Source organism: Paenibacillus dauci, assembly GCF_000971985.1.
Taxonomy (GTDB): Bacteria; Bacillota; Bacilli; order Paenibacillales; family Paenibacillaceae; genus Saccharibacillus; species Saccharibacillus dauci.
The window spans coordinates 194291-206535 of record NZ_KQ040799.1 but is presented as its reverse complement, the minus strand read 5'-3'; the positions used below and the strand labels follow the sequence as shown (position 1 = coordinate 206535).

The window sequence follows — 12245 nt, the reverse complement described above, 5'->3', positions numbered from 1 at the left end:
AAACGAGATCTGCTTTTGTACTCTCTCCTTTTTGAATTTAAACAATCCAAAATACGTACAGTACTGAGCTCCAAATAATTTAGACTTAATATAAGGACAAGATCAAATACATGATGCATATTTTTAAAACTATTAAACCCACTTCTAGAATAGTAATTATCTTCATCTAAAATGTAGCTTATAAGAGAAGGGAATGTATTCCACATGGAAATGATTCAAAAATTTGTTCATCATAGTTTAAACTCATTGGAAGGTAATTGTTATGAACGCAAGGCAGCACGAGCAATTGTTATGCGTGGCTCAGAAATATTGCTTTTATATACAAAAAGATACAATGATTATAGTTTTCCAGGCGGCGGTCTAGAATCTGATGAAGATCTGTATACAGGTCTTTGCCGTGAATTGACGGAGGAAACAGGAGCTACAGATGTTAAGATTCTACGAGAGCTTGGTTATATTGAAGAGTTTCGACCTTACTACAAACCAGAGTATGATCTAATCCATATGTTATCTTATTATTATGTATGCTCTATTAGTCAAGAGCTGAAAGCTACACAACTGGAAGATTATGAAATTTCAAACGGAATGTCTGCTGTGTGGATTGACATCAATCAAGCTATTCTGCATAACCGCCAGGTTATTATGAATCAAGAATCTTCAATGGGATTTTCCATTGAGCGCGAAACTTTTGTACTAGAATTAATTGCGGCGGAACAATTATTTTGAATTTAAAATCTTTTATAATACTCTACCTTGTAAAGAAACCTTATCTATATAAACAATGTGCTAGAACTAATAGAATAGTATTTTTTAAAAAAGAGTCTTGATAAATACTCCTTATTTTCATATTTTTCTCATTCCATATTGGATGATAATTCCCCAAAAATAAAAAGGCGCTCTTTATAGCAGAGCGTCTTTTTATCCTTCGTTTTTAAGTGTTTGGAAAAAGCAGTTGCAATGCTTCTCGCTGCGTCTCTTTAATAGAGATAACTGAGCGAATCTCTTTGGCCAGACGTTCAGCTTCTTCCAATGTATTCGCTTTGTCAAGAGCCAGCAGGGTTCCGATCGCTACAGCTCCAGTACGTCCTTTACCACCACCGCAGTGAAATCCGACCTTTTTCCCTTGACGATAATTTTCAACAATTTGGTCGATTGCCTGCTTAAATACTTCGGGCTGCGTCGTTTTGGCATGATCATCTAATGCGATTTGAATCCATTCCACTTGTTCTGAACCAGAATAAGCTATACCGGTTGCTTCTTCACGTAGATCCACGATGACTTCGCAGTGGGCATCTCTAATCATTTTTTCAACATCGGTAGCTCCGCCCATATAGATGTGTTCATCTATCAGTGCTTGATAAGTTTGAGTCATGTTATTCTCCTTTATTGGTGTAATGTTGCCAGCAGGACGGGCTAGATCAACTAGCAAATAAGATACCGTCAGATCTTTACCTGATTTCTAGTCCTTTTATTGACCGGTTTCAGAAAAGTGCTTAATACGTTCCCCAATCTCATCACGTACACGCTGGAAGAACGCCCACTTCTCTTCTTCTGTACCTTGAGCTTTGGCTGGATCTTCAAAGCCCCAGTGTTCCCGGCGTACGTGTGGCGGTGTCATGGGACATTTATCCGCTGCATCTCCACATAACGTTACAACAAAATCCGCATGATTTAGAATTTCCGGATCAATAATGTCTGAGGTTTGGTCGGAAATATCAATTCCAGCTTCTTGCATAGCTTTAACCGCATTAGGATTTAGACCATGAGCTTCAATCCCGGCGCTGTATACATTCCACTCCTCCCCTAGATACTTCTTCCCCCAACCTTCAGCCATTTGACTACGGCAAGAATTACCTGTGCATAAGAAATAAAGCGTTTTTTTAGACATGTTGATTCTCTCCTTTAATCGTTCTCTATTAATCAGTAAATCATTAGCCATAAATAAAGACCAAGCAACGTAATGAACAGCGTAGGAACAGTTAATATGATCCCTGTTTTAAAATAAGTCCCCCATGAAATCTTGATCCCTTTGGTGCTTAATACATGAAGCCACAGCAGTGTCGCCAGCGATCCGATCGGTGTGATTTTAGGACCCAAATCCGAGCCAATTACGTTGGCGTAAATCAATGCTTCTTTGATATTGCCTGAAGCATTGGTGGCATCAATGGCCAGCGCATCAATAAGTACAGTTGGCATATTGTTCATTATGGAGGAAATGACGGCTGCCAGAAATCCCATCCCCATGGTTGCTGCAAACATTCCCTGGTCCACGAAGCTTTGAATAACGACAGCCAGCAAGTCGGTAAGGCCTACATTACGTAATCCATAAATGACCACATACATACCAATAGAGAAGAATACAATCGCCCAGGGTGCGCTTTTAACCACATCAGGAACCGATACTGCCGGGCTGTGACCAGCGATGAGCAGAAATACAACAGCAATAATGCCTGCCACAATAGAGACCGGAATATTAAAGAATTCACTGGCAAAGTACCCCATGAGCAGCAACGCCAAGACACCCCAGGATAAGGTAAACATACGTTTATCCCGAATAGCATCTACCGGTTCTTTCAGCTGTGCAGCGTTAAAACGTACAGGAATACTCTTTCGGAAAAAGAGATACAACACCAGAATACTAGCAAGCAAGGAAAAGAAATTTGGAACAATCATATGACCGGCATACTCCATAAAAGTAATGCCAAAGAAATCAGCGGATACAATATTCACCAGATTGCTTACAATGAGCGGAAGCGATGTTGTATCCGCGATAAACCCACTCGCAATAATGAACGGAAATATCTGTTTCTCATCCAGATGAAGCGCACGTACCATAGCGAGCACAATAGGCGTTAGGATCAGTGCAGCTCCGTCATTAGCAAAAAAGGCAGCTACAATCGCACCGAGAATACTGACATAGACAAACATACGCAGACCATTTCCATGTGCTGCACGAGCCATATGAAGGGCTGCCCATTCAAAGAAACCAATACGATCCAGGATCAGTGAAATCAAAATAATAGCTACAAAGGCAAGCGTTGCATTCCAAACAATTTGCGTAACTTCCCATACATCTTGAAAATTAACGACTCCAACCAAAAGGGCAAGTATAGCACCACCGCAGGCCGACCAACCAATAGATAAATTCTTGGGCTGCCAGATCACAAGGGTTAACGTGATAATAAAAATGAGGCAAGCGAATACGACAGATACCACAAAGAAACCTCCAGTAAGATAATAAGTATACATTTCTTTTATTTCCGTACATCAACATATAAACATGTGATTATATATAAAATACAGCTATCCCACTTAGGGATAGTGTATGAGCCTTATAAAGCGCAGCTCGATGTTTCCGGATCACAAACAACAATCGATTCTTCTCTCCCCATCTTACGTACAATATCAGCCGGAGCTGGAAGCGATGACAATACAGCCTGTATATGAGGTTTATCTTTAATGTTTAGAGAATAATAGACCCATTGTCCACGCCGATCTTCTTTGACCAGATGAGCTGTTTTTAATTTACGCATATGTTGACTGATACTCGGCTGAGACATGTTGAATATCTCAACAAATTCACATACGCACCATTCGCGTTGTTGTAGAAGAGCCAGCATAGTTAAACGCGTTTTATCTCCTAATAATTTCAAATCATCTGCTATTGTTGCCATCAACTCCATAACCATTCCTTCTTTCCATATAAGTACATGCTTATATACTAATAGAATGTTCTCCTATATACAAGAGATTATATGTTCTAAATATAACTTGCATTATGCAAATAAAATGAGTTATAACAAGATAGAGGTGAAACGTAATGCATAATAAGCGCGAATTATTTCAAATCATGACTCGTCGATTTGGTCTATTGAATAAAAATTGTTGCACAATTGATGGTCACGACCTATCCGCTGCCCAAAGTCATATCCTGTATGAAATTGATCGCCAGGCGGAGGCTTCGATGCAGCAGATTGCAGAAACACTCGGAACAGATATCACTACTTTTAGTCGACAAGTTCAAGCCCTTATTAAAATAGAACTTGTACAAAAAGAACCTGATCCTATGGATCGACGAGTCTCCCTTCTTTCTTTAACAATGACAGGCAAGTCTATTGCCGATACGATTGATGAACAGATGAATAGTTATTTGGATGAAGTATTCTCCTATCTCACAGAATTTGAGCAGGAAACGATTTTACGCTCCATTTATTTGTTGAATGAAGCGATGGCAAAGTCTAGCCGTTGTTGTTCTCCAGTAGGTGAAAAGCAGCTTTTTTAATTGCTTTTTGCAAATAAAAAAGCTGCTTTAATTTTGAATATCCAATCTTCAAAGGAGCGATTTAAATGACACATACTAACCCTAATGAGATTCGCAACTATGTGCGGGAACGATATGAAGAAATTGCCTTACAAACTGTAGAGCCAACTTCCTGCTGTCAGACTAATTCTTCTTATGACCCTATTAAAGATGTAACTAGTGTATCGGCAAAACTAGGATACTCTGCCGAGGAACTACAAGCTGTTCCCGAAGGAGCCAATTTAGGACTCGGATGCGGCAATCCGCAAGCAATTGCTAGTTTGCAACCAGGTGAAACTGTACTGGATCTGGGAAGCGGTGCCGGCTTTGACTGCTTTCTTGCTGCTCGGCAGGTAGGGACAAAGGGAAAAGTCGTTGGTGTGGATATGACACCTGCTATGATCACCAAAGCTCGCTCTAACGCAGAAAAGGCTCAAAATACCATTGTCGATTTTCGTCTTGGAGAAATTGAACACCTACCCGTGGCTAATGAGACGGCAGATGTCATTATTTCGAATTGTGTAATCAATCTCTCTCCCGCCAAAAGTCAGGTTTTTCATGAAGCTTACCGTGTACTTCGCTCGGGTGGTCGTCTCGCCATCTCTGATATCGTAACTACCGCGGAATTGCCACCGGCTATTAAAAATGATTTAAAAGAGTTGTACAGCGGCTGTATATCTGGAGCTTCTTCCATGCAAGAATTAACCCTAATGCTGGAACAAAGTGGTTTTACTCAAATCCGGATTGACCCCAAAGAAGAATCTCGAGAATTTTTGAAAGACTGGCTGCCTGAAGCTAATATTGAGGATTACATCGTATCTGCTGTTATACAAGCAGTGAAACCATAAAGAAAGGTGGAGGACATACCAATGGTCAATTTTACTTCGTCTACTCCGTCTCTTCTCATTCGGTCCGCACAGAAAGAAGATCTCCCGGCTATTCGGCAGATCTATAATCAAGGAATCGAAGATCGTATCGCTACGCTGGAATCAGAAGCCAAAGATCAACACTATATGGAAAATTGGTTTAAGAGCCATCAGGATCGTTATACTGTTTTAGTCGCCTATCAGCAAGAAAAAATGGCTGGATGGGCTTCTCTAAACCCGTATTCACAGCGCTGTGCTTACGATGGTGTAGCTGACTTATCTATTTATATTGCTCGAGATTGTAGAGGGAAGGGTATAGGAAGCCAATTGCTTTCTGCCTTGGAAGCATCAGCCAAATTACAGCAATTCTATAAAATTGTCCTGTTTACTTTTCCTTTTAACACAGCTGGGCAGCAGCTATATCAAAAACACGGTTACCGCACAGTCGGTACCTTTGAAAAGCAGGGCATATTAGACGGACAAATGATTGATGTCATGATTATGGAAAAATTGTTAGAGTAGAAAACGGGTTTAGCGCCTTTCACTATGCTTTTTCTTAATCACAACTTCTTAAAAGAGACAACGCTCTATCAATACATTTATGTATTCAATGATTTATTCTTGTTATTTAAAGGTTTTTTCAAAGTAAGTCTTGATAATCATAAAAAGTGGGGCATTTCTAAAGTTTTTCTTAAATTTGGTCGTTTATTCACGCCAGCAGAGGAAGGCGCACTTCAAACATGGTTTGTACAATATCGCTTTGGACCGAGATGGTACCGTCATGCTGTTCTACAATATTCCGGGCGATAAACAGTCCCAGACCTGTTCCGCCTTCTTGCGGAGTACGTGCACGATCTGCCGTATAATACATATCAAAGATATATGGCAGATCCTCGGGATGAATATAGCCACCATAATTAATCACACGAATAACGACCTGACCGGCTTCACGGAAGCCATGAATATCAACGTATACCCCGTCTTTGCCATGACGTGAAGCGTTCATCAACAAATTCTCAAATACACGTGCCAGCAGTTCACCATCACCGGAGACAACCAGCTCATTATCCAGTGTAAGCCGGGTAACGAGGTGGTTTTTCTCGAATACAGGATACAGTTCTTCATTCATCTGCTTCAGCAGTTCACTCAGATTCAGCCGGGATTTTTGAAGAGGCAGCATCCCATAATTCATACGCGTCATTTCAAACAAATTGTCAATTAGCTTCTCAAGCCGCCGGGATTTGGTAAAAGCGATCGAAGTGAAATGCCGTACCTGCTCATCAGTCAGCTGATCATCCTTCATCAGCAAATCGAGATAACCGAGTACCGAGGTTAACGGTGTTCGCAGATCATGCGCCAGATTCACAACCAGCTGATCCTTGCTGCTCTCGGCAAAATCGCCACGTTCGATCGCTTGCTGCAGCTTCTCACTTGCCAAATTTACATCCTCGGCGATCATCCCCAGCTCATCCCTGGATGAAATCTGCACCCGATGCTGAAAATCTCCATTCGCCAAATGGCTGATCCCTGCAGAAATATCGCGGAAATACGCTGCATACGGCTTGGTAAACCAGAAGAAAAACAAAATAGCGAGCGGTATAAACAGCAACAGAAAAAAATAAATATCTCCGATATTGCGCATGAAATGGCGGTATTGGGCAAGCGGATCTTCCGCTCGTACGCCCGAATAATAGGCCTGCATCAGTTTGTATACACCATATGTAATGGCGCCGGAAGCGAGCATGCTCAGACCAAGCAGCAGAATCATGGTTGTGCGGAAGCTTCTTCGTTTAGTCATTGAACGTATACCCCACACCCCAGATCGTTTTGATAAATTTGTTCTTATCCAGATCTTCTCCGAGTTTTTTGCGCAGAGTACGTATATGGACCATGACGGTATTGCCGCCCTCGTAATAAGCTTCTCCCCAGACCTGCTCAAAAATACTTTCTGCACTGAATACCTGCTTGCTGTGACTGGCGAGCAGATACAGAATATCGAATTCCTTGGGCGTAAGCTCCAGTGATTTGCCATAGAGCGTTACGCTGTGCTGATCCGGCATAATCACCAATCCGCCTTTTTCCAGGATGGCACGCTGCGCGGGAGCAGACTGGTTGAACTGTAGAGAGCGCCGCAATTGGGAATTCACGCGCGCGACCAGCTCCATGGGATTGAATGGTTTGGTCATATAATCGTCAGCTCCGGTAATAAGCCCTGTGATCTTGTCCATATCGGACGTTTTGGCACTAAGGAAAATAATCGGCATATGATGCTGTTCCCGTATTTTGCGGGTCACTTCGTAGCCGTCCATACCTGGCATCATAATATCCAGTACCGCCAAATCAATGGGCTGCGTCTGAACCGCATGCAGTGCCGATTGACCGTCCAATACTTTGACCGTGTGGTACCCTTCTTTTTGCAAATGCAGAGCAACCAGATCGGCGATCTCTGCTTCATCATCCGCAATCAGGATCGTAATTCGCTTCATGATGCAGTTCACCTCTGTATCTAATGGTCTATAACATAATCTATTTGAATGTAACAGATAGTGTAGAGCGGATACAATGTGGAAAATAGGAGAAGGGAGGGGATAGGAGGAGATGGTAGAGGAAAAATACCCCTATAAATTGGACGATCTCCGGAAGACAACCTGTTGGGTCGTCCTGCCGGAGATCTGTGGTGTTGCGTCTTATGTTTGATTTACTTGAAATGCCATAAGCCGTGATACAGCCTACGAGCCATATGTGAATTGCTTCATGCTCAACAATGTGTGTAATTGATGTTTCCGGATTTTGCAAAATGGCATATTGGTATGCCGTGGGGTGCAAAATGTACTGCTTTAGTTACAGAGTCAGGCTGCGTAATCCTGCTCTCCGGTATCCATATGGCTGCTTAACTGCAGCTATTATTAACCCGTAACCCCGTGTGCGGTGAATGTGAAATGTGTAGACGGGGACGGTTTTGGTTCGCTTGCTTGGTGTATACAGACGGGACATACATGGAATAGTCTATGTCTGAACACGTTGAATCCAAAACAACAAAAGCCCTACCTCTCTTCTGTCCTTGCGGCTCCGATGACCGCGCCAGTGTGAATCAGATCGTCAAATTTCAAATGAGTTTGGAATAAAAAGAAATTTGGGATGATTCCGGCAGCACCCGGAAAAATTTGCGAAGGATAAAACCGAGGGTTAAAAACAACTCTTCTATCGTAACATAGACCAAATATAAAGTCAAATTATTACAGTATAACCTGTATTATTAAATAAATAATCTAGTTTGCGTATAAAAAAACAGGTACTTCTCTACAGGAAAGTACCTGTTCAATCGATATATCGGAATAAAATTCACAATATTTTTCCTCAAATACTGTATCTGTACAGAATGACAAACATCCATCAAAACGAATTTTAATAGCGTTTGTAGAGTGTTATCAGTCCATTTTCATATACCAGTGTCCAATCCAGTGTATCTGCTACCCATGAAGCAGGAATCAATACATGACCTTCTCTGGACAGGATAGGCGCATCTGCACGCATCTCCATATTGTCTACTCTGTAACGGCTGCTGTTATCCCAGAATTCATAACGAGCAAGTCCTGTATCCAGCCAGGTTGTACCTGTTGCAGCATCGTAGGATACTGTAGCACCATCCATACTGTCAGCCAGATCGCGCAGAGGGATATAAGCGACATTGTTGTACACGGTCGCTTGGGTATCTACTGCTTCGAACAATCCATTAACCATATATCGATCACTGCCAATGGTAAATTGGATAACTTTGGTCTCCAGCTCCGGATTCTGGTCAGCCGTCGTCTCGGCAGCAAAGCCGTTGGCGGCAGGAAAAAGCAGGGAAAGCGATAAAACAGGGACGATCCATTTTCTTGATTTCATATGCACAGCTCCTTTTCAAATCACGAGATTGGAAAAGCATCGGAAACAGCGGCGGCATGGAAAATAGGAAAAATAGAACGCTTACTTGAGTAATCATTAATAAATAAACAGGGTGTAGAGCGCTTAATCAGAATGTGTAATAAATAGATACAAAAATGTAAACTTTTTCTATTTATAATGTGACTATTGTATACAGATTTTTTTATCCTTGTTAAGGAAGTGTGGAAGTGTGGAAGTGTGGAAGTGTGGAAGTGTGGAAGTGTGGAAGTGTGGAAGTGTGGAAGTGTGGAAGTGTGGAAGTGTGGAAGTGTGGAAGTGTGGAAGTGTGGAAGTGTGGAAGTGTGGACAGAAATTAAAAGCCCTGACCGCTATAAAGCAGTCAGGGCGAGAGAGCTGGGAAGATCATTCAATCTATCCGCAGCGCGTGTATTATAAGATGAAAATCAACCGGCTTAGTATGTTTTGGTAAGAGTGATCATACCTTTGTCATACATCAGATCCCATTCGAAGTTGTCTGCGAACCAGCGAACCGGTACGAGTACGTGTCCGTTGCGGGAGATCACCATATCGTTCATGCCTTTACGCATGTTGTCGACTTTGTATACTTTGGAGTTGACCCAGAATTCATAACGCTGAATACCTGTATCCAGCCATGTTGTGGAAGTCGCTTTGTCATAAGATACTTTCATGTTGGCATTGTTAGCCAGGTAACGAAGCGGCACATATGTAGTACCCATGTATTCAACAGGCATGATGCTCATGCTCATGGACTTGCCATTAACCATGTACATTTTGCTGCCCATATTGAATTGGATAGCTCTTGTTTTCAGTTCCGGATTGTAATCAGCAGTTGTACCTTCTGCAGCGAATGCGCCAGCAGCTGGCAGTAACAGGGAAAGTCCAAGAACGGGTGCGATCAATTTTCTCATTTTCATCGTGTATTGCTCCTTTGTGTATTGTATTTTTATGTCTGTACCTAGATGAGTGAATTTTAATTAAAGCGCTATCATTGATTGAGGTCAATGTAGTGGATCTTTCGGTCTTTGCCAGCCGTACTGGACTGCATATAGGAGCCAGGGCGGAGAGCCCGGAGATCAATGAATTACCTTGCTGTCTATGTATTGTATAAACCTATTAGAGAGTAGTTAATCAGATAGTACCAAAAAAGGTGAATTCAAGCGTTTCCTGCTATAGAAGACCCATGTCTCTGGAAATGGATTACAGTAAAAAGACTGTACAACTGCATAGCAGCTGCACAGTCCGGGATAGACATGGGTAGAATCACCCTGCTGTCTGATAATGAATGTTGAATAAGGATATCTCTGACTCATCCGTGAAAACCAGCAAATACGGATTAATACGTTTTGGTCAATGTAATCATACCGTTATCGTATGCCAGGTTCCATTCAAAGTTGTCTGCGAACCAGCGAACCGGTACGAGTACGTGTCCGTTTCGGGAGATTACCATATCGTTCATGCCTTTGCGCATGTTGTCGACTTTGTAGACTTTAGAATTCACCCAGAATTCATAACGCTGAATACCTGTATCCAGCCATGTTGTGGAAGTGGCTTTGTCATAGGATACTTTCATATTGGCATTGTTAGCCAGGTAACGCAGCGGTACATACGTTGTACCCATGTACTCAACAGGCATAATACCCATGCTCATGGACTTGCCATTGACCATATACGTCTTGCTGCCCAGTGTAAACTGGATCATACGCATTTTCAGCTCTGGGTTATAGTCAGCGGATGTTCCTGCTTCACCGCCACCCGTAGCAGGTTGCGATGGTGGGGTTGGAGTCATACCCGGCATATTGCTGTGATCCGGTTGTGCTGGAGTTGGAGCCGGAGCTGGAGCTGCCGGAGCACTTCCACCAAATTTATCAGGGAACTGCATCACGATTGCTTCGCTTAGTGTGTTACCGAACATGAACATATGGGCATAAGCCATGCGCTCCTGTGCATAAGCGGAAGTATAGTTTTTGCCAACATAATCATCAAAAGCTTTGAGCAGCATATTGATATGCTCTTCCAAACCTTGCTCCAGAGCAGCCTGTGGCAGATTTGGATTAGCATCAGCAAAGAACTTGGCCTGCTCAACTTTGTATTCTTTCAGCTCATCTTTGGCTTTTTGCTGTCCAGTTGTATCTTTGGCTGCTGTAGCTTTGACATAATCGACAAAGTAGCCGATATGGGAAGCCCAGATGGTTTTGAAGGCTTCGCCGGCTTTGTCGCCATATACGGAAGCAACAGCTGCGCTCAGTTCATTGGTATTTTGATTCAGTAGTCCGGCTGCTTGTTCAAAATCAGGAGCGCCGTCAATCCCTTTTTGCATCGCCCAGACAGCCAGAGTTGCGTGTTCGCCCAGTACGTTGCCCAGAGCAGAACGCAGATCGGAAGCAGGCATGCTGGACATGTCACCGGTGAATTTGTCCGGGAACTGCTTTACAATCGCAGCACTCAGAATATCGCCAAACATGAACATATGCTTGTAGGCTTTGTCGGCCATTTGATAAGCGCCGTTGTAATCTTTGGCTACATAATCATCAAAGGCGGTAAGCAGCATATTGATATGCTCTTCCAGACCTTGCTCCAGGGCAGCCTGTGGCAGATTAGGGTTGGCATCAGCGAAGAATTTGGCCTGCTCAACTTTATACTTGGCCAGTTCATCTTTGGCTTTTTGCTGACCTGCGGTGTCTTTGGCAGCTGTGGCTTTGACATAATCGACAAAGTAGCCGATATGGGAAGCCCAGATCGTTTTGAATGCAGCGCCGGCTTCATTGCCGTATACGGAAGCGACTGCAGCAGACAAATCATCGGTATTGGCATTCAGAGAAGCAGCAACCTGATCAAAATCGGCAGCGCCGTCGATTCCTTTTTGCATGGCGATTACGGCGAGCAGCGCATGCTCACCGAGAACTTGACCCAGTGCGGATCGAAGATCGGCACCTGCGCCTTTGGTGGTTGCTGCAGCGCCGGCGGTAGCCGGCAGGATCAGTATTACAGCCATCAGCAGAATACCGATTCTGGACAGAAAAGATTTGGACATTACTTCACACTCCTTCAGGATTAATGAACAGACCGGTATACAGTGAATTGCCAGCCTGCCCGGTATAACGAATAAAGCGAATAACCTGTTCATGCGAAACACCCTGATGCAAGAAAAGGGTAAGCGTGAACCTATTGTT

General features: G+C 42.9%; 13 protein-coding genes. 4 read left to right on the top strand and 9 right to left on the bottom strand.

Features of this window, described 5'->3' with window-relative positions:
• Nucleotides 1-204 precede the first annotated feature (204 nt).
• Complete coding sequence (locus tag WH46_RS04390; RefSeq protein ID WP_046225855.1) at nucleotides 205-726, top strand: NUDIX hydrolase; 522 nt, start codon at nucleotides 205-207, stop codon at nucleotides 724-726.
• A 205-nt stretch (nucleotides 727-931) separates the two neighbouring features.
• Here WH46_RS04390 and WH46_RS04385 read toward each other — a convergent pair whose 3' ends face one another.
• The 4 genes from WH46_RS04385 to WH46_RS04370 all read right to left on the bottom strand — a co-directional run bounded on the left by WH46_RS04385 (nucleotide 932) and on the right by WH46_RS04370 (nucleotide 3683).
• On the bottom strand, nucleotides 932-1372 hold the full coding sequence (locus WH46_RS04385) for a protein-tyrosine phosphatase family protein (RefSeq protein WP_046225854.1): 441 nt from the start codon (nucleotides 1370-1372) through the stop codon (nucleotides 932-934).
• 96 nt (nucleotides 1373-1468) lie between these two features.
• Entirely contained in the window at nucleotides 1469-1888 is a 420-nt protein-coding gene (gene arsC, locus WH46_RS04380) for an arsenate reductase (thioredoxin) (protein ID WP_046225853.1), read from the bottom strand.
• Between the two features lie 32 nt (nucleotides 1889-1920).
• Entirely contained in the window at nucleotides 1921-3216 is a 1296-nt protein-coding gene (locus tag WH46_RS04375) for an arsenical efflux pump membrane protein ArsB (RefSeq protein ID WP_046225852.1), read from the bottom strand.
• Between the two features lie 116 nt (nucleotides 3217-3332).
• Complete coding sequence (locus WH46_RS04370) at nucleotides 3333-3683, bottom strand: ArsR/SmtB family transcription factor (RefSeq protein ID WP_046225851.1); 351 nt, start codon at nucleotides 3681-3683, stop codon at nucleotides 3333-3335.
• Between the two features lie 137 nt (nucleotides 3684-3820).
• On the opposite strand from WH46_RS04370, the gene WH46_RS04365 reads away from it, so the two are divergent.
• The 3 genes from WH46_RS04365 to WH46_RS04355 all read left to right on the top strand — a co-directional run bounded on the left by WH46_RS04365 (nucleotide 3821) and on the right by WH46_RS04355 (nucleotide 5688).
• Entirely contained in the window at nucleotides 3821-4282 is a 462-nt protein-coding gene (locus WH46_RS04365) for a MarR family winged helix-turn-helix transcriptional regulator (RefSeq protein ID WP_046225850.1), read from the top strand.
• 65 nt (nucleotides 4283-4347) lie between these two features.
• Nucleotides 4348-5148 (top strand): arsenite methyltransferase, encoded by an 801-nt coding sequence (locus WH46_RS04360; RefSeq protein WP_046225849.1) that lies wholly within the window; start codon nucleotides 4348-4350, stop codon nucleotides 5146-5148.
• A 21-nt stretch (nucleotides 5149-5169) separates the two neighbouring features.
• Nucleotides 5170-5688 (top strand): arsinothricin resistance N-acetyltransferase ArsN1 family A, encoded by a 519-nt coding sequence (locus WH46_RS04355; protein WP_046225848.1) that lies wholly within the window; start codon nucleotides 5170-5172, stop codon nucleotides 5686-5688.
• A gap of 187 nt (nucleotides 5689-5875) precedes the next feature.
• On the opposite strand, the gene WH46_RS04350 is transcribed toward WH46_RS04355, so the two are convergent.
• The 5 genes from WH46_RS04350 to WH46_RS04325 all read right to left on the bottom strand — a co-directional run bounded on the left by WH46_RS04350 (nucleotide 5876) and on the right by WH46_RS04325 (nucleotide 12106).
• Nucleotides 5876-6964 (bottom strand): HAMP domain-containing sensor histidine kinase, encoded by a 1089-nt coding sequence (locus WH46_RS04350; protein WP_046225847.1) that lies wholly within the window; start codon nucleotides 6962-6964, stop codon nucleotides 5876-5878.
• A complete protein-coding gene (locus tag WH46_RS04345) occupies nucleotides 6957-7652 on the bottom strand; it encodes a response regulator transcription factor (RefSeq protein ID WP_017812540.1) in 696 nt (231 codons plus the stop codon). The genes WH46_RS04350 and WH46_RS04345 overlap by 8 nt, the downstream gene beginning before the upstream one ends.
• Nucleotides 7653-8571: 919 nt before the next feature.
• Entirely contained in the window at nucleotides 8572-9054 is a 483-nt protein-coding gene (locus WH46_RS04340) for a stalk domain-containing protein (RefSeq protein ID WP_046225846.1), read from the bottom strand.
• 452 nt (nucleotides 9055-9506) lie between these two features.
• A complete protein-coding gene (locus tag WH46_RS04330; protein WP_046225845.1) occupies nucleotides 9507-9989 on the bottom strand; it encodes a copper amine oxidase N-terminal domain-containing protein in 483 nt (160 codons plus the stop codon).
• 419 nt (nucleotides 9990-10408) lie between these two features.
• Nucleotides 10409-12106, bottom strand: a complete 1698-nt coding sequence (locus WH46_RS04325) for a copper amine oxidase N-terminal domain-containing protein (protein ID WP_017812542.1) — start codon at nucleotides 12104-12106, stop codon at nucleotides 10409-10411.
• Between the last annotated feature and the right edge of the window lie 139 nt (nucleotides 12107-12245).

What these genes read in the sequence shown, in the direction of transcription:
- WH46_RS04385 (WP_046225854.1), bottom strand. Translation starts at nt 1,372, where the DNA reads ATGACTCAAACTTATCAAGCACTGATAGATGAACACATCTATATGGGC.
- WH46_RS04370 (WP_046225851.1), bottom strand. Translation starts at nt 3,683, where the DNA reads ATGGAGTTGATGGCAACAATAGCAGATGATTTGAAATTATTAGGAGAT.
- WH46_RS04355 (WP_046225848.1), top strand. Translation starts at nt 5,170, where the DNA reads ATGGTCAATTTTACTTCGTCTACTCCGTCTCTTCTCATTCGGTCCGCA.
- arsC (WP_046225853.1), bottom strand. Translation starts at nt 1,888, where the DNA reads ATGTCTAAAAAAACGCTTTATTTCTTATGCACAGGTAATTCTTGCCGT.
- WH46_RS04350 (WP_046225847.1), bottom strand. Translation starts at nt 6,964, where the DNA reads ATGACTAAACGAAGAAGCTTCCGCACAACCATGATTCTGCTGCTTGGT.
- WH46_RS04325 (WP_017812542.1), bottom strand. Translation starts at nt 12,106, where the DNA reads ATGTCCAAATCTTTTCTGTCCAGAATCGGTATTCTGCTGATGGCTGTA.
- WH46_RS04360 (WP_046225849.1), top strand. Translation starts at nt 4,348, where the DNA reads ATGACACATACTAACCCTAATGAGATTCGCAACTATGTGCGGGAACGA.
- WH46_RS04365 (WP_046225850.1), top strand. Translation starts at nt 3,821, where the DNA reads ATGCATAATAAGCGCGAATTATTTCAAATCATGACTCGTCGATTTGGT.
- WH46_RS04390 (WP_046225855.1), top strand. Translation starts at nt 205, where the DNA reads ATGGAAATGATTCAAAAATTTGTTCATCATAGTTTAAACTCATTGGAA.
- WH46_RS04330 (WP_046225845.1), bottom strand. Translation starts at nt 9,989, where the DNA reads ATGAAAATGAGAAAATTGATCGCACCCGTTCTTGGACTTTCCCTGTTA.
- WH46_RS04345 (WP_017812540.1), bottom strand. Translation starts at nt 7,652, where the DNA reads ATGAAGCGAATTACGATCCTGATTGCGGATGATGAAGCAGAGATCGCC.
- WH46_RS04340 (WP_046225846.1), bottom strand. Translation starts at nt 9,054, where the DNA reads ATGAAATCAAGAAAATGGATCGTCCCTGTTTTATCGCTTTCCCTGCTT.